General features: G+C 33.9%; 19 protein-coding genes and 2 pseudogenes. 14 read left to right on the top strand and 7 right to left on the bottom strand.

Annotated elements, in window-relative coordinates; all coding sequences use genetic code 11:
- The first annotated feature begins 3 nt into the window (after positions 1-3).
- The gene (locus ACPF64_RS15575) at positions 4-579 is read left to right on the top strand and encodes a lysozyme (protein ID WP_426454373.1); all 576 of its coding nucleotides are present in this window, start codon (positions 4-6) and stop codon (positions 577-579) included.
- 90 nt (positions 580-669) lie between these two features.
- Here the strand turns inward: ACPF64_RS15575 and ACPF64_RS15570 are convergent, their stop codons facing one another.
- Positions 670-1,086, bottom strand: coding sequence for a carboxymuconolactone decarboxylase family protein (locus ACPF64_RS15570; protein WP_132070243.1), 417 nt, complete (start codon positions 1,084-1,086; stop codon positions 670-672).
- A gap of 110 nt (positions 1,087-1,196) precedes the next feature.
- Between ACPF64_RS15570 and ACPF64_RS15565 the strand changes: the two are divergent.
- Positions 1,197-1,513: pseudogene (locus tag ACPF64_RS15565) on the top strand (winged helix-turn-helix transcriptional regulator).
- A 596-nt stretch (positions 1,514-2,109) separates the two neighbouring features.
- Positions 2,110-2,373, top strand: a complete 264-nt coding sequence (locus tag ACPF64_RS15560; RefSeq protein ID WP_426454371.1) for a hypothetical protein — start codon at positions 2,110-2,112, stop codon at positions 2,371-2,373.
- 57 nt (positions 2,374-2,430) lie between these two features.
- Here ACPF64_RS15560 and ACPF64_RS15555 read toward each other — a convergent pair whose 3' ends face one another.
- Entirely contained in the window at positions 2,431-3,285 is an 855-nt protein-coding gene (locus ACPF64_RS15555) for a DMT family transporter (RefSeq protein WP_426454369.1), read from the bottom strand.
- 234 nt (positions 3,286-3,519) lie between these two features.
- Here ACPF64_RS15555 and ACPF64_RS15550 point away from each other — a divergent pair, with 234 nt between their 5' ends.
- From ACPF64_RS15550 to ACPF64_RS15535, 4 genes are all read left to right on the top strand, one after another.
- On the top strand, positions 3,520-4,389 hold the full coding sequence (locus ACPF64_RS15550; protein WP_426454367.1) for a LysR family transcriptional regulator: 870 nt from the start codon (positions 3,520-3,522) through the stop codon (positions 4,387-4,389).
- Between the two features lie 152 nt (positions 4,390-4,541).
- Positions 4,542-4,673, top strand: a complete 132-nt coding sequence (locus ACPF64_RS15545; RefSeq protein ID WP_004643213.1) for a hypothetical protein — start codon at positions 4,542-4,544, stop codon at positions 4,671-4,673.
- Between the two features lie 273 nt (positions 4,674-4,946).
- Complete coding sequence (locus ACPF64_RS15540; protein ID WP_005039828.1) at positions 4,947-5,234, top strand: hypothetical protein; 288 nt, start codon at positions 4,947-4,949, stop codon at positions 5,232-5,234.
- Positions 5,235-5,480: 246 nt separating this feature from the next.
- Complete coding sequence (locus ACPF64_RS15535) at positions 5,481-5,843, top strand: NirD/YgiW/YdeI family stress tolerance protein (protein WP_426454364.1); 363 nt, start codon at positions 5,481-5,483, stop codon at positions 5,841-5,843.
- Between the two features lie 87 nt (positions 5,844-5,930).
- On the opposite strand, the gene ACPF64_RS15530 is transcribed toward ACPF64_RS15535, so the two are convergent.
- Positions 5,931-6,437 (bottom strand): GNAT family N-acetyltransferase, encoded by a 507-nt coding sequence (locus ACPF64_RS15530; RefSeq protein WP_426454362.1) that lies wholly within the window; start codon positions 6,435-6,437, stop codon positions 5,931-5,933.
- Positions 6,438-6,828: 391 nt separating this feature from the next.
- Between ACPF64_RS15530 and ACPF64_RS15525 the strand changes: the two genes are divergently transcribed.
- The 3 genes and pseudogenes from ACPF64_RS15525 (at position 6,829) to ACPF64_RS15515 (ending at position 8,545) form a co-directional block, all read left to right on the top strand.
- Positions 6,829-7,941, top strand: a complete 1,113-nt coding sequence (locus ACPF64_RS15525; protein WP_426454360.1) for an OmpW/AlkL family protein — start codon at positions 6,829-6,831, stop codon at positions 7,939-7,941.
- Positions 7,942-7,996: 55 nt separating this feature from the next.
- A pseudogene (locus ACPF64_RS15520) lies at positions 7,997-8,083 on the top strand (hypothetical protein); the annotation flags it as partial.
- A 33-nt stretch (positions 8,084-8,116) separates the two neighbouring features.
- Positions 8,117-8,545: a DNA breaking-rejoining protein gene (locus ACPF64_RS15515; protein ID WP_426454358.1), complete on the top strand. Its 429-nt coding sequence runs from the start codon at positions 8,117-8,119 to the stop codon at positions 8,543-8,545.
- A gap of 65 nt (positions 8,546-8,610) precedes the next feature.
- On the opposite strand, the gene ACPF64_RS15510 is transcribed toward ACPF64_RS15515, so the two are convergent.
- Positions 8,611-10,197: an ATP-binding cassette domain-containing protein gene (locus tag ACPF64_RS15510; protein ID WP_426454356.1), complete on the bottom strand. Its 1,587-nt coding sequence runs from the start codon at positions 10,195-10,197 to the stop codon at positions 8,611-8,613.
- Between the two features lie 257 nt (positions 10,198-10,454).
- Positions 10,455-10,898 carry a universal stress protein gene (locus ACPF64_RS15505; RefSeq protein WP_004643207.1) on the bottom strand — a complete coding sequence of 148 codons (444 nt, stop codon included), beginning with the start codon at positions 10,896-10,898 and terminating at the stop codon, positions 10,455-10,457.
- Between the two features lie 290 nt (positions 10,899-11,188).
- Here ACPF64_RS15505 and ACPF64_RS15500 point away from each other — a divergent pair, with 290 nt between their 5' ends.
- The 3 genes from ACPF64_RS15500 to ACPF64_RS15490 all read left to right on the top strand — a co-directional run bounded on the left by ACPF64_RS15500 (position 11,189) and on the right by ACPF64_RS15490 (position 12,478).
- Positions 11,189-11,416, top strand: a complete 228-nt coding sequence (locus ACPF64_RS15500) for a hypothetical protein (protein WP_092707156.1) — start codon at positions 11,189-11,191, stop codon at positions 11,414-11,416.
- A gap of 176 nt (positions 11,417-11,592) precedes the next feature.
- Positions 11,593-11,766 (top strand): hypothetical protein, encoded by a 174-nt coding sequence (locus tag ACPF64_RS15495; protein ID WP_045430822.1) that lies wholly within the window; start codon positions 11,593-11,595, stop codon positions 11,764-11,766.
- A 268-nt stretch (positions 11,767-12,034) separates the two neighbouring features.
- On the top strand, positions 12,035-12,478 hold the full coding sequence (locus ACPF64_RS15490; protein WP_092706924.1) for an RDD family protein: 444 nt from the start codon (positions 12,035-12,037) through the stop codon (positions 12,476-12,478).
- Between the two features lie 58 nt (positions 12,479-12,536).
- Here ACPF64_RS15490 and ACPF64_RS15485 read toward each other — a convergent pair whose 3' ends face one another.
- On the bottom strand, positions 12,537-13,712 hold the full coding sequence (locus tag ACPF64_RS15485; RefSeq protein ID WP_426454353.1) for a benzoate/H(+) symporter BenE family transporter: 1,176 nt from the start codon (positions 13,710-13,712) through the stop codon (positions 12,537-12,539).
- 186 nt (positions 13,713-13,898) lie between these two features.
- Here ACPF64_RS15485 and ACPF64_RS15480 point away from each other — a divergent pair, with 186 nt between their 5' ends.
- On the top strand, positions 13,899-14,372 hold the full coding sequence (locus ACPF64_RS15480; protein ID WP_004643202.1) for an Lrp/AsnC family transcriptional regulator: 474 nt from the start codon (positions 13,899-13,901) through the stop codon (positions 14,370-14,372).
- Between the two features lie 49 nt (positions 14,373-14,421).
- On the opposite strand, the gene leuE is transcribed toward ACPF64_RS15480, so the two are convergent.
- On the bottom strand, positions 14,422-15,072 hold the full coding sequence (gene leuE / locus ACPF64_RS15475; RefSeq protein ID WP_003652317.1) for a leucine efflux protein LeuE: 651 nt from the start codon (positions 15,070-15,072) through the stop codon (positions 14,422-14,424).
- Positions 15,073-15,112 lie beyond the last annotated feature (40 nt).

The raw sequence follows: 15,112 nt of genomic DNA, 5'->3' as shown, positions 1-15,112 counted from the left end.
TAAATGCAAAAAATATTGGATTATCTCCGCAAAATTTTTACTCCTAAGCCTCAGCAAGATGCTACAGCAGATCACCTCATTGCTACGGCAACTGATCATGGCGATGACTTAATAGGTATCGCTGTTGATGAGATGTCTCTTAGTGTGGATGGTGTAAACCAAATCTGTAATTTTGAAGGGTTAAAACTTAGTGCTTATGATGACAGTACTGGCGTCTGGACTATTGGATATGGCACGACACGATACCCTAATGGTAAGCGTGTAAGTGAAGGAGACCGATGCACTCTTGAGCAGGCTAAAGCTTATATGCAGCATGATTTAAAGATATTTGAGCGTGCAGTAAATAGTTCTGTAAAAGTGCCTTTAAAACAGAATCAATTCGATGCATTAGTCTCTCTAGCTTATAACATTGGGGTAGGTGCCTTTAAACATTCGACCTTACTCAAAAAGTTAAATTCAGGTGATTACACAGAAGCAGCAAACCAGTTTGATGTATGGGTAAATGCAGGTGGTAAGCGTTTGCAGGGGCTGGTTAATCGCCGTGCAATGGAAAAGAAATTATTTTTATCATCAAAGTAGTTGTCTCAATTTTTTATTAAACTTGGTTAAAAAGTCATGAAAAAGCCTCGAAGGGTCAGGGCTTTTTCATATGGAAATTGAATGAATGGATTAACTTTTATCCCCTAAGGTGATTCTGAGCCTGTTTAATGCTCCCATGAGTGAAATGCTGGTGGTCAACTCTACAATCTCTCGTTCATTAAAATACTCGGTTAAATGAGCTTTTACAGTTTCAATTTTTTCAGATAGAAAAGTGACTGCCTCTGCAAGCTCAAGAGCAAGAAGCTGCTTCTTTGAAAAGACATTCGAGTGTTTATAGCCCGGAATTTTATCAATGACTTCTTGGCTTACTCCCATATCTCTTAATTCTTGAGCATGAAAAGCACAGCAGTAAGCACAGCCGTTGATTTGTGATACATACAACTCAGCTAAAGCAACTATTTGAGGATCAATGCCAGAGGTTCGTATAGATGCATGTGCTGAGTACAAATGATTAATCGTTTTTTTAGCAACTTCTTTATATTCCATCATATAGACCAGTTTTTTCGTAATAAAAAACTATTATTCATTACTAGGTATAGATTGTAAATTAGGCACTATTTTGTTATATAGGTATATTTTTTATACTTAATTAGACAATGAAAGATAATATTTCTGGCTGTTCTGTAGAAGAGGCAATGACAGTATTATAGGTGGTCGTTGGAGAATGTTAATTATTTCATTTCTCATCGAAAGACCTATGCGTTTTAATGAGTTAAGACGAGCAATTCCTAATATTTCTCAAAGAATGTTAACTTTGGAATTACGTTTTCTTGAAGAAGAAGGTTTTCTTAACAGAGAAGTTTTTGCGGAAGTTCCTGTTAAAGTTGAGTACTCATTGACTGAAGATGGTAAGAAATTAAACGGTTTAGTTGAGGTGCTAAAAGAAGTTGGCTCTTGGCTAAAAGTAAGATAGTGCAGTTTATTTTATAGTTTTATTTACTTTGTTTCAGGTCACGCCGAGATCTTATGTCATCATTTTGACTGGATCATTTATACAAGTTTTAGACGTAAAAAAGCCTGATGCTACGAATCAGGCTTCAGTATTCATCGACAATAGGAGTTGATGAACAAGACCAATCTAACAGACCTGCTCTATAAAGGCAAACCAATGGTCGACCGAACAGTTCATATAGGCATAATTTTCTCAAATTATAGGCATTAAAAAAGCCCTTGCTCGAAAGCGAAGGGCTTAGTCGTTCATTGATCTAGCAATGAACTATATAAGGCTCATCTCATACTAAGTGCAGTATATCTGAAATTGAAGCAAGAAAGAAGAAAACTTATGACAGTTATTTGATAACTTCTTAATTATTCATATAGTCTTTCAATAGACTTAACTAAAGTGTTTGAAAGGTGCTTAATATTTGATTAGCTTTTTTATCTTTAAAAAATATTCTAGTTTTAACCAAATATACACACTTAAACAATTAGTTGAAAAAAGTTTCCATAATCTAGTCAAATAGCATGTTAAGTTTTTCTCAATCATAAAAATTTAAAAAGGATGGAAGTATGAAATTTTCATATCAGGATCTTGATGGAAAGAACGTTGAAGTAGTGTGTGAAAGTTATATTCATATACCGTCAGGAACAGCAATAAAATCTACAGAAGCTGGCAATTATCATCTTACTGAAAACTTCAGTTTCTTTAAAAAAACTGAAGCTGATTCTATACCTATCTACCGATTTGCCATTGACCGAAACTTTAATGTTTTTAATAGCGATGAATTACCCGCATTAGCTCAAATCGGCACTGACTGGAAAAAAATGGTTTAAGTTTATATTCAAAAATAAAACCCTCAACCGAGGGTTGCACCCTAAAATCTTTAAGAATTATTTCTTTTTAAATACGAGCATTAAGCCTAGCAAAATTGCAATCATCCCAATTAAACCTGCCAGTGGTAACTTATTTTTTAAAATTAGAAAATCTAAAAGTGCAGTCACGATAGGAACCAAATAGAACAGGCTTGTCACATTTACAATATTGCCCTGACTTAGAAGTCGGTAAAGTAAAAGCTGAGCAACTACAGAAATTAAAATTCCAAGAAATAAGACTGAAATAATCAGTTGTGAATTCCACGTTATTTCAAAATGTTCAAAGGGAACTATAAATAAACAGACGATAAGACTGATTACATATTGTAGCGGTAAGACATCTGTAGGGGCTTGTTGAATGTTCTTTTGCATGATGGCCCCCAAAGTTATACAGATGAGGGCAGCCAAGGCAAACAGCACACCAATTGGAGCAATAAAAGACATTGTCAGGCTTTTCCATACTAAAAGTATGAGCCCTGCTAAAGAGATGCATAATCCTAACAGTCTTTCTTTTTGCCAATTCTTTTCCATAAGGCAAAGCGTGAGTATAGGCTGTATTCCCATAATTGTTGCCATTAAGCCAGGAGTGACCCCATGGGCCATGGCTTTAAAATAGCATATTGAATAACCTGCAATAATAAGTAGCCCAGTGAGCAAAACTTGTTTTCGAGTTCCATGTTTGGGTAAAAGTCTTTTTCTAAATAGAGCAAGTAACGACAGAACAATCAAAGCAGTAGAAAAACGCAGAATTAATAATGCTATGGGTGAGGCATTATCTAATCCCCATCGAGTAAAAATCGCGGCACTACCCCAGAGTAAAACAAAAGCGGATGTTGCACTTTGTGATGCAAGCATCTGTTTATTTAGGCGCATAAAACCTCCTCCTAGTGTGTAATACCTAAGAAATACGAAGTGATAAAATTGTTAGTAAGTGCAGCTATTAATGTCTTGTTCAGTCATTAATCATGTACTGATATTGGTTAAAATTGTGAATAGGCAAATAAATCGCTTTGAACTTATTATGATTTCAGTATGGAAGAGAGAATAGGTAAAGAAAAGCGCATAATTCTTTTATATACTATTTGAAAATCGAATAGATAAATTGTAATGAATTTAAAAAACCTACAGATTGATTGGCTGAAGTGTTTTGTCACAGTAGTAGATACCGGCTCATTGTCAAATGCAGCGCCTGAGCTATATCGTTCGCAATCTGCTGTTAGTATGCAATTGAAAAAATTAGAAGAAGCTCTACATTGCCAACTTTTAATACGAACGCATCGACAAATTGAATTAACTTCTCAAGGACAACTACTTTTAGGTTATGCACGCCGTATTCTCGATTTACATGCAGAAGCACAAATGGCATTTCATGGAGATGAATTGAAGGGACGTATACGCCTTGGAGTGCCCGATGACTATGCTGCTAAATATTTAACACCTGTACTCAAGCGTTTTGCACCGCGTTATGGAGGGGTTGAAATCGAATTGATCTGTGAGCAATCTACATCTTTAATTCCGCGGGTAGAAAGTGGTGATATAGATTTGGCATTAATTTCGAGAGACAACACTCGTCAAGGAACACTTTTATTCCATGAACCGATGGTGTGGGTAGGGTCTCCACAGTTTGAACTTTGGCGAGAAGACCCACTTCCAATTGCAGTTTATGAAAGTACGAGCCAAGCCAAAAAGAGTGCTATTCATTCTTTAGCATTACAAGGGCGCCGTTATCGTGTGGTCTACAACAGTTCAAGTTTAGCGGGCCAAATTGCAGCAGTTGAAAGCGGTTTAGCAATAGCCGTGTTTACGCAATGTAGCGCACCTGAGCATTTAACCATATTAGGTGCAGATCATGGCCTCGGACCTTTAGAGCCGATGGAAGCTGCGGTTTATCGGAGTAGGTCATCGTTAGCGTCGAAGGCTGTAGATCACTTATATGAATTACTCATTAAAACGCTCAGACACTCAGTTAATGTTTAATGGTCAAATCTTAAGTTGATATTTAAATGTAAAACTAAAGAGCTTTACATTTTTGCGCTAAATCTACAAAAAAGCCTAGAAACCTATGCTGATCGTAAAACTAATAAAAAGTATTTATTAACTCACTATCTGAACAATTCATGAGGCGAAGTATGACAAAAATTATGGCTACCTTAGGTTTGGCTGCGATTATTTCTTTAAGTGTGAGCGCTTGCCAAGGTGAAAATGATACAAAACAGCAAGATAAAACGACAACACCCCATTCAATGGACAAAGATTCATGATCTATATGAATGCTTAGGCCCATCGTAAGATGGGTTTTTTTATATCTTTTTATTTTTACTCTAAAGTGTGATTTGTAACTCACAATATTTATTTTTAATGTCACTGTTCAAAATATGTTGACTAATATGCTAGGTTTTAAATATATTTAAATCCAACACCAATCATTTTAAATATAACTCTATATTTAAAGTAAATTGGTTCAAATGCTATCAGATCAGAAATTTAACCTTTAAATTTGATTATAAAAATATTAATTAATCAAGGAGGTGGGTATGGACGCTAAATTTCATTCTGAAAATGAATATGGTTTTATTCTAGACATATTGAATACTTATGTTGTGGTAAAGAAGACACTAAAAAATGATCATTATCCTTATGATTCATTTGGTTATCTTCTTGCTCTTTATCAACCCCTAAAAGTCTATATTCCTCAGCTTCCACATCCGAAAATTTATATTGAAATTGGTGGAATTTCATATGACCGAATGATTGTGATGCAAACAACAGACGAGACAGAAGCCATGAATGTTTTATTGGATTTAGGGCAACTTGTTGTTTAACCATTAAATGATATTTTTAGTGCTGAGTTTAATTTACTTAAGAAAAACGCTTTCTTAAGTAAATTAACGACACAACTAAAGGCTCAAATGGTTGTTGAAAGAGAAACTTAAAGAAAATATTTGGTGTTTTTATTCATCCTCATTAAACAAAGACTCTAATAAGATACAAAAAGCCACAAAAGCTAAATCTATAACTTTAAAAGAATTTGTTTATATAACTAAGAACATTAAAAGTAGGTCATCGTAATGAAAAAAATATTCTTAGCAACACTTACTGGGTTGGCTTTATTGGGTAGTAATGCGGTATTCGCTAAACCCGATGCTACATTAATAAAAGAAGCGACAAAAAATGTAGTCACAGTGTCTAAAGCAAAAACTTTGGCTGATGAATCTGGAGTAACTTTGACGGGTACGATCGTAAAGCATATTGCTGCTGATCATTTTGAGTTTAAAGATGCAACTGGGTCAATTGTAATTGATATAGATGATGACTTATGGAAACCTTTGCAACTAAAAGCCGGAGATAAAGTCCGTGTTGTGGGAGAGGTGGACACCCATAGAGTTAAGCCTACGGATATTGAGGTTTTTAAGATTGAGCGTGTTAAATAAAACTAGATCATTTATATAAATATTGCTCAGAGAAAAAAAAGAAAACTCCTATTTTTAGGAGTTTTCTTTCGAAAGACGATATTTTTATTATTGTGTTGCATTAAATGCTTCATGATAGTGTACGTTTCCTTTAGGAATATTGCCTGAGAAGCTTAAGGCTTGAAAATATTCACTTGGCACATCTGGCAAAATTAGCTCAGGATAGGTTTTAAAACCAAATCGGCTGTAATAGTTGGGATCGCCCAGTAAAACACATCCTTTTGCACCTAATTTCTTTAATTTATCTAGTGATTTATTCATCAGAAGCGAGCCAATACCAAGCCCCTGTTTATTTGGATGAACAGAAATAGGGCCTAAACCATACCAACCCATTTCCCCTGAACTCATTTGAACTGGAGAAATAACAACATGTCCTATAACAGCGCTATCTTCAATCGCGACTAGAGAGATGGTCAATTGTCCGTGGTCTCTTAAACTATTAACAATAAAATGTTCTGTATGACTGGTGTGCTCAGCATTTTTAAAAGCTGCTTTCGTTAGTTTTTCTATTGCTTCAACATCCTCATTTCGCTCATCACGAATCGTAATATTCATTAAAATTCTTCCTTATTTATTGACCAATCATACGCTTTAATTTTTTAAATTAAGTTAACTTCTTTAAATTTTATCGAAATAGAGATAAGGCGTGGAGTTAAATTTCGACCTCAATTCTATCTAATTGGTTCAATCACAAAAGCGGGCGAGTATTAAAATTCGACTATTTAAACCTTTAAAGTATTTTACCGATCGTTAAATTATTTATTTGCATAATTTTTCCATTTATCAGAAAAATTAGATAACTATTTCATGTAATTAACAGCATAAATTGATGGGTTTATCTAAATTAATTATATTTTAAAATATACCAATTGATAAAAAAGACAACTTGTCTATATTCCATACATATATTGCAAAATCAGCAATATATTTCTAGGATGGAATAAAAATGAAAAAAATAGTAATAAAAATAGCAATATTGAGTTCATTATCTGTAATCACAAGCATGAGTTATGCGCAGGAATTTAAAAGATTCTCTGTATCTGCTGGTTGGTTACATGTAATGCCCCAAGGTAATGCTAATCCATTTAATATTAATACAGCTGTTAAAAATGGAACTGCAGCTAAAGTCGGTACTATTTCAACCACAAGCTTTTTAAATTCTGTTGATCCGAATGCCACAGAAGTGGATTTAGGAGGAGAAGTCTTTAATCAAAAGGAGTTTCTAGAGTTAGCTCTAAAAGATGAATATATGCGAGAGGTTATGCTTGATGCTGATGGCAATATTAAATCTGAAGTTTCCGGTATTGCGACAGTTCGTGGAATAGAAAACTGGCAACAAAATGATGCAGGTCTTGAGGTTGATGATGCAGATACGTTGGGTTTAACCTTTAACTATTATCTTAATGATCATGTGTCTTTACAATTTATTGGCGGAATTCCACCTAAAGTAGATATTAAAGGAAAAGGAGAAATCTTAGCGCCATTAAGTGGAGTCGCAATGTCTCCTAATGACTTGGTGAAATATCTTTTTCCTAATGGGATTACCTTGGGTCAAGCGATTCCAATTACCAACCTAGGGAATAAATCTAAAGCTGCATCTATTCGAGCATGGACGCCAACCATAGAAGCACAATATCAGTTTGGTAAAAGTGGGGTAAATAAGTTTAGACCCTATATTGGAGCTGGTTTAATGTATGCCCATTTTAATGATATTAAACTCAATGATGGGATTCGTTCTGATTTAGTCTCCGCAGGCCACATGATTCAGAATGTGTTAGATGGTAAAGCAGGAGCAGCTTTAGACCGCAAAGAATCGAGTGGAAAAATGGTTGTTAATGTTGATGCTGATGATGCGATAGCGCCTATTTTTACTGCTGGCTTTACTTATGATTTTAATGATTCATGGTATACGGTTGCTTCCGTATCTTATGCGAAGTTGAACAATAAAGCCCAAATTGATGTGGTTAATCAAAACACGGGAACTCGCTTAATACACGCAACAACAAAAGTTGATATTGATCCACTGATTACCTATTTAGGGGTAGGTTATCGGTTCTAAAATTTTAATTATTTAAATGGAGTATCTCAAAGAGAAAGTAAAACTGGAACTTTGAGATATCCTATTTGTTACTAATTATAAAAAACAACTACTACTCATCAAAATCATACATAAAGTAAAGTTTTATAAAAATTATTTTTAATATAATAATTTAAAATATTTTGAGGATTAAAAATTGAAAAAAATCATTAAAACTTTATTATTATCTACACTGATTTCAACTACATCATTCTCTATTTTAGCTAAAAATATTGAGCAAAAAGTTAATTTTTTACAAGGTTCAACACATACCACATTAACTGGAAAATTTCAGGGCTATGATGATGTAAGGTACAGGGTTTATGCAAAGAATGGACAAGTATTAAAATTTAATATTAATAGTCTTGGTAATTTAGCCTATGTCAATATTTTTGCACCAGGTAAAAAACCAGGTAAAGATAATGCATTATTAATTGGCTCAACTGTAGGATCGAAAGGAGAACTTACTTTGCCAGTTGACGGCGATTATATTGTTCAAGTTTATCAAATGCGTAATAGTGCTCGTAAAAATAAAACTGTGAAATATAGTCTAGATGTCGAATTATTAGATAAAGTAAAAAAATAATATTTTATAAAATTTACTAGCTTTCATATGAGAGCTAGTAAATTTGAAAATGATAGAGATAGTCACTAGTCGGTTAAAGAAAATGACTCGTAAATACCACAACTTTCAACAAAAATTTGATCATGTGAAACTAGTAATACAGCACCTTCATAACTCTGAATGGCATGAGCGAGTAACTCCCTTGATTCAATATCTAAATGATTTTCTGGTTCATCTAATAACAGGAGTTCAGGTGTAGGTTTTATCTGGCTAAGCGCTAATAAAGCTACTTTGAGTTTTTCACCACCACTTAGCTGAGACAATAGTTGGATACCTTTATCACCGCGAATTCGCAGTTGACCTAATAAATTTCGCCATTCTAGTTCTGAAAGCTCGTTATTCATGTGAGTTAAATTTTCAATAACAGACATTTCATCACATAAAAAGCTAAAGTTTTGATCGAGATAAAAGCACTCTACAAATAATTGAATGCTGTTACAGGACTGATTCTTCTGTGCATTGATTGCTTTAAGCAGCGTTGACTTTCCAATACCATTTTGACCCGTTATGTGAATTTTTTCGGCTGCATGTACAGCTAAATCTATTGCTTGTTGAGTTCCATAGTTCAGTTTGAGTTTCTTAATCCGAAGAATCTCTCCAGATTTTTTATGAAAAGTGGGGAAGACAAACTGTTGTGGTTTGACGGTTTCAAGAAGCATTTTTTTGTCTTTTAAGTCATTTTGACTATTTGTAATTTGTCGTTGGTGCTGAGACTGTATAGCCGCAATACTTTGGCCTGCTTGTTCCTTTTTAAAGTCGAGCAAAATTTTGGCTTGAGAATTTGATTCACGTAATTTATTGCCAGCACGTTCACGTTTTTGAGCTTTCATTAATACATCATGTTGCTTTTGCTTCATATGCTTAACATCGCGTTGGCTTTGTTGAACAGATTGTTCTAAAGCTGCAACATGAGTTTGATATTGCTCATCAAATTTCTCATAGTTTCCGGTTGTGTGATGTAAGCCATGTTCATTTAAGTGATAGATATGGTCTACCTCATTTAACAAAGTTCGGTCATGACTAATGATCAGTGCACCTGATGGGTGTCTTTTCAAATGATCAATTAACCATTTTCTAGAGTCTTGATCTAAATGATTGCTAGGTTCATCAAGAAGTAAGTAGTGATCTGATTTTAAAAATAAACAGCTTAAGGCTAACTTGGTTTTTTGACCTTCACTTAAGTTTTTAACTGGAAAGTCTAAATCTGTTGGTAAACCCGCAGACTCCAATAAATTATTCCATAAGGTGGGGAGGTCCCATTTACCGTCTAATAAATCATAATCATCAAAGTTGGCAACACCTTGCTCAACTCTTTTAAAAGCTTGATAAATGTCTACGATATCTAATGCTTCAGCTATGGTCAGTCCCGTTAACCGATGTAGTTGAGGTAAATAAGCATGTTTTACATGCCAAGATATTTGTCCTGATGTAAGAATTGAATCTGCTTTAAGCGTCTGATTTAACATTTGCATAAGCAAAGATTTACCTTGACCATTACGGCCAATTAAGGCAGACACCTGATTCGATTCAAGGCTAAAATTTAGTTGTTTAAACATGACTTTAGATGAAAGCTCTAAAGTCAGCTGTGATATTACACATGCCTGCTGAGTCATAAAAACCTCATAAATACAGGATGTACAAAATAGGAAAAGCAGTTTTAAGCAGAGACGTTAAATCACAAAAAATAGTCTATTTTGCACATCAAAAAAAGAAAAAATGATGAGAAAAAAGACTTACTTCATTGGCGTGACTCACGAAATTGAAAGAATAAGAAACTATTCTATCTGGTTTTTGGGCTAGTGTAAAATTTATACAATCTACTTTGTTGAAAAACCCAATCATTGGATTGGGTTTTTACATCTAAAAAAGTTTATTCTTTTACAACCAATACCTGAATTTTGGTACTGTTTAAAACATCTTGAGCAAAACTACCCAAAATAAGTTTTTGGAAGCCTTTGCGACCATGAGAACCAATTACAATCAAATCGGAACCTAAGCCTTCTACAGCTTTTAAGATACCATCTGAAGAAATTTCACCTTGGATAATCTGAGTTTCGGCATCAATACCTTCTTCAGCGCATAAAGCTTTTACTTTTGCGAGAGTTTTTTCTGCATTGGCACGTGCTTCAACAAAATAATCTTTTACAACAGGTGAGATGTAATAAAAATCTACGCCGCTAAAAGGATCTACCGCAACTAAGCTAATAGCGGTCAATTTACTCCCAAATGCCTTTGCAATATGAGCTGCTTGTCTTGCTGCTGCTAAAGAAATTTCAGAACCATCGACAGGTACAATAATATGTTGGTAATTCATAATGTTATTCCTCTTATTTACAGTTGTTATATGTATGAAGCATTTATTAATTAAAGATTAACATATTTCATTCTCGGTAAACATCTATTCGACTAAAGGAAAGAAAAATTAAATAAAATTACTTTAAATCAATTGGTTGTGTTTATTCTTATATTGATTGTGATGGAGTTTAAGAGCTATTGCTGAATAATTGATAATATTTACATGAAAATTACAAAAAATTACCGTTCATATTTCTGTCATATAGAAAACGTATAACAAAATAGTGAACTAAGGGGAGAGTGATGAAGATGGCTGATTTAACAGCAAAGAAAATCAATAAACTCATTGAAGAGTTTCGTCAAACAGGTAAAGAACCCGAAAAATTAGTCGTTGGTTATAAAACGTATGCCAGACTGATGACCGAAGATAAATTTGCAGAAAAAGTTGTCCCTTCATTGGAAGATTCAAAAGAGCGGTTATATAAAAATTTAAAAATTAAACTTGTGACTGAAAAGCATTACTTTGAAATCAAATAAAATTTATGTGAAATACATCACTGTTTATTAAAGTAAAGTAACACTAAATAAGTTTAATAACATGATTATTGTATGATGAAACAAATTAATAGTGTAACCAACATTTGAAAACAGCAATCGTTTATAAACTCGATAGAATAAATTGATTTTATTTTTAAGTAGTGGAATAAATCGAGATGCCAACACTCAGTGTAATTATATTTTATGTTTTAACTATATTAGGTAGTGTAGCTATTGTTTATGGATTAGTCAGTTTAATTGTTTTTTTAATTTTTATTGGATTAGCTCTATTATTTGCAGCATTATTATTAAAAACAGAATTTAAATTAGATATTTTGTTCTGGAGATAAATATAATATGTATTTATATTTTTAATTGTCTATAAAACTATTTCAATAGAGCTGAAACGAAAAATTTCAGTTCTAAAAATATTAAATTAGTTTTTATGGTGAATATTGATGTAATAACGTTTTTTTGATCGAAATTATTACAATAAAATATAAAAGTAGAAAATTTTAAATTTATTTAAGTATTTAAAAATAAAAAAGTTTCATTTAGGATAAAAGTAAAATTGTAAAAGCGTTTGTAGCTATTAAACAATAACAAAGCGAGGTGAGCATGACTTATAAGTATGAGTATGCAGGGTTCTGGTTAAGATTTGGTGCAATGATTATTGATACTCTTATTCTTTTTTTGGCAATTATTCCTGCGGCATGGATTTTTTATCAGGGGGATTATGACTTAGTCTTTGCCACAGGCTTAAGTGCGAAACCACAAAATTATGGGTTTGATTTAATCGTGAACTATGTATTTCCTTTATTGTATTCAATTTTATGTTGGCTGTATTTTGCAGGTACTCCAGGTAAACGATTGATGCGATTAAAAGTTTTAGATGAAAAAACAGGCAATAAGCTAACAGTCATGCAGAGTATTATTCGATACATTGGCTACATTCCATCAATTTTAGTATTTGGTATTGGTCTTTTTTGGGTCGCATTTGATGCTAAAAAACAAGGCTGGCATGACAAAATGGCGAAGTCAGTTGTAGTGAGAGAGCTATAAGAAATAAGACGAAAAAGCGTTCATAGCATTGAAAATAGGGACTATGAACGCTTTTTTATTAACTTTTTTTGACTTTAAGTTTTAAAATAAAATATACAACAATACCTACAATAAGTCCCCAAAAGGCCGATCCGATACCGAAAAATTGAATGCCCGAAGCACTACATAAAAAGGTAAATAATGCAGCTTCACGATCTTCAACCTGAGCAAATGCGATTGCAATGTTGTGGCTGATCGTACCAAATAATGCAATGCCAGCTAAAGCTACAATAAAGATATGTGGAAAAGACATGAGTAAGCTTGTCAGTGTCGCAGCAAACAAGCCCATTAAAATGTAGAAAAAACCACAGCTCATGCCTGCAATATATCGTTTACTTGGGTCAGGGTGGACTTGATCATCTAAGCTTACAGCAGCACTAATCGCAGCAATATTTACGCTATAACAACCAAAAGGGGCAAGCACAACTTGGGTTAAACCTGTCCAGCCAATCAGTTGATTAACATGCGGTTTATAGCCATAACTTTTAATCATGGCAATTCCGGGTAAATATTGCGAAGCCATGCTAATCACAAAAAGTGGTAGAGCTAAGCCCAAAAGTGCTGACCAGCTAAATTCCGGACTAATCCAAACAGGTTTAGCAAAAGACCACTGAAGTGTAGGCATATGAAATTCTAAAAAGACAGGGCACAGGGCAATACCCGCAAGTGCTGTGAATACAATGCTATAGCGGGGCCATAATCTTTTTGTAATTATATAAATGACTAGTAAAGATAAAACGAATTCCCAATCATTTTGCAAACTAGCGAACAGAGAAATACCAAATTTGAGTAAAACACCTGCAAGCATGGCACTGGTTAAGCTTTGAGGAATATATGAAAGAGCTTTTTGAAATATACCTGAAAAGCCTAAAATAGCAGTCAGTAAACCACCCACTAAAAAAGCACCAATGGCTTCATTTATACTATAGCCACTGCCTGTCGCCATAATTAAAGCCAGGCCTGCGGTTGACCATGCCGTCGCTACAGGATATTTAAATTTCCAAGAAAGTATGAATCCTGATAAACCAATACCTAAACCTAAAGCCCAAAACCATGAGGTGATTTGCTCGGGCGAAGCTCCTAAAGCTTGAGCCGCCTGAATTACTAAAATGGCCGAAACACTAATACCTATTAAAAAAGTGATAAAGCCAGCAAATACGGCCGGAATTGAAAAATCTTGAAGAATCTTTTGCATAGCTAAATGTTCTAAATCCCTGAAAAATTAATATGTTTCTGTCTTTGCTTTCAGCTAGGTAAATCTAACAATTTTTTTTAAGAAGGTGCTTTCTATTTTTAACTTAAAATAGAAATAATATTTCCAAAATATTGAATAATGCTATTATTCCTTTCGGAAGTGACACTGAATTTGGGATATTATGTTATGGAAGAACAGACTGAAAATTTGACAGTACTTGAACTTAAAATTATGCGTGCTTTACAAGAAAATGGGCGCTTAAGTAATGCTGAACTAGCCAAACTTGTAGGTATAAGTACTTCATCTTGTTGGAATCATACACAGCGTCTTTTTAAAATTGGGGCAATTCTAGATGTGCGTGCTCGGATCAATCCGAGTATGGTGCAGCGTGATACGGTGGTGCTAGTCGGTGTGGTTTTGGACCGTTCAACGCCTGATAGCTTTCAAGCATTTGAACAGGCGGCGGGTGATTTGGAGAATGTTCTAGAATGCTATCTGGTTGCTGGAGAAGTCGATTATTTTCTAAAAATTCGTGTTAAAGATTTAGCTGCTTTTAACCGATTTCATAGTGAAAAAATTATTGCTTTACCGGGGGTAAGACAAGTCAGAACATTTTTTGTGCTCAATGAAGTTAAAACAGATGGCATGCTGGCATTTTAGCAGTTCATTATGTTTTAACTTTATAATGCAAAAACTAGGATAAAGATGATTAGATTGTTGAGGTTGCCAGTTTTAAACCGAATCCGAAAAATAGAATCCCGACTAAAAAAATACTACTGGCTGCAATTTTATGGTTCTGTTTAAAAAATGCTGAAAGTTTAATTCCAGAGAAGATTAATGCAGTTAAATAACTAAAGCTAATCACCTGTAAAATAATCGCTAAAATTAAAAAGCTTAGTGCTGGGTAGGCATAATCGGGTTCAACAAATTGAACAAAGAAAGATAAGAAAAATAAAATCGCTTTAGGGTTGAGTAAACTAATGCTTAATGCTGTTTTATAAGGATGAATTTTATCTAAAGCTGGTAAATCAGCCATTTCAGGTTGTGGTTGATTGCGTTGTTTCCAGCGTTGAATACTACCTTGTAAGAGCTTAAAGCCTAAATAAGATAGGTAAAGTGCACCTGTTAATTTAAGAATAACAAATACCCATGGGAATGCTTTTAATAAAGAGGCTGCACCCAGTACGGTACAAAGCATTAAAATGAGATCACCGGTAAAAATACCTAATGCACCCATATATCCAGTTTTAATACCATAACGTGAAGCAATTGACATCACATAAAGAGAATTGGGCCCCGGCAATAACACAATTAGGAATGTACCAATAATATATGTTGTTAAATCTGTTATGCCGAACACGATAAACCCAATAAAAAAACCGATTTTTGCCATGATAACA

Origin of the sequence: Acinetobacter sp. KB005 (assembly GCF_049949095.1) — a bacterium.
In the GTDB taxonomy this organism is placed as follows: domain Bacteria; phylum Pseudomonadota; class Gammaproteobacteria; order Pseudomonadales; family Moraxellaceae; genus Acinetobacter; species Acinetobacter calcoaceticus.
The sequence above is the reverse complement of the archived record's forward strand: the minus strand, read 5'-3'. Positions and strand labels throughout refer to the sequence as shown.

What these genes read in the sequence shown, in the direction of transcription:
- ACPF64_RS15575 (WP_426454373.1), top strand. Translation starts at nt 4, where the DNA reads ATGCAAAAAATATTGGATTATCTCCGCAAAATTTTTACTCCTAAGCCT.
- ACPF64_RS15570 (WP_132070243.1), bottom strand. Translation starts at nt 1,086, where the DNA reads ATGGAATATAAAGAAGTTGCTAAAAAAACGATTAATCATTTGTACTCA.
- ACPF64_RS15560 (WP_426454371.1), top strand. Translation starts at nt 2,110, where the DNA reads ATGAAATTTTCATATCAGGATCTTGATGGAAAGAACGTTGAAGTAGTG.
- ACPF64_RS15555 (WP_426454369.1), bottom strand. Translation starts at nt 3,285, where the DNA reads ATGCGCCTAAATAAACAGATGCTTGCATCACAAAGTGCAACATCCGCT.
- ACPF64_RS15550 (WP_426454367.1), top strand. Translation starts at nt 3,520, where the DNA reads ATGAATTTAAAAAACCTACAGATTGATTGGCTGAAGTGTTTTGTCACA.
- ACPF64_RS15545 (WP_004643213.1), top strand. Translation starts at nt 4,542, where the DNA reads ATGACAAAAATTATGGCTACCTTAGGTTTGGCTGCGATTATTTCTTTA.
- ACPF64_RS15540 (WP_005039828.1), top strand. Translation starts at nt 4,947, where the DNA reads ATGGACGCTAAATTTCATTCTGAAAATGAATATGGTTTTATTCTAGAC.
- ACPF64_RS15535 (WP_426454364.1), top strand. Translation starts at nt 5,481, where the DNA reads ATGAAAAAAATATTCTTAGCAACACTTACTGGGTTGGCTTTATTGGGT.
- ACPF64_RS15530 (WP_426454362.1), bottom strand. Translation starts at nt 6,437, where the DNA reads ATGAATATTACGATTCGTGATGAGCGAAATGAGGATGTTGAAGCAATA.
- ACPF64_RS15525 (WP_426454360.1), top strand. Translation starts at nt 6,829, where the DNA reads ATGAAAAAAATAGTAATAAAAATAGCAATATTGAGTTCATTATCTGTA.
- ACPF64_RS15510 (WP_426454356.1), bottom strand. Translation starts at nt 10,197, where the DNA reads ATGACTCAGCAGGCATGTGTAATATCACAGCTGACTTTAGAGCTTTCA.
- ACPF64_RS15505 (WP_004643207.1), bottom strand. Translation starts at nt 10,898, where the DNA reads ATGAATTACCAACATATTATTGTACCTGTCGATGGTTCTGAAATTTCT.
- ACPF64_RS15500 (WP_092707156.1), top strand. Translation starts at nt 11,189, where the DNA reads ATGGCTGATTTAACAGCAAAGAAAATCAATAAACTCATTGAAGAGTTT.
- ACPF64_RS15495 (WP_045430822.1), top strand. Translation starts at nt 11,593, where the DNA reads ATGCCAACACTCAGTGTAATTATATTTTATGTTTTAACTATATTAGGT.
- ACPF64_RS15490 (WP_092706924.1), top strand. Translation starts at nt 12,035, where the DNA reads ATGACTTATAAGTATGAGTATGCAGGGTTCTGGTTAAGATTTGGTGCA.
- ACPF64_RS15485 (WP_426454353.1), bottom strand. Translation starts at nt 13,712, where the DNA reads ATGCAAAAGATTCTTCAAGATTTTTCAATTCCGGCCGTATTTGCTGGC.
- ACPF64_RS15480 (WP_004643202.1), top strand. Translation starts at nt 13,899, where the DNA reads ATGGAAGAACAGACTGAAAATTTGACAGTACTTGAACTTAAAATTATG.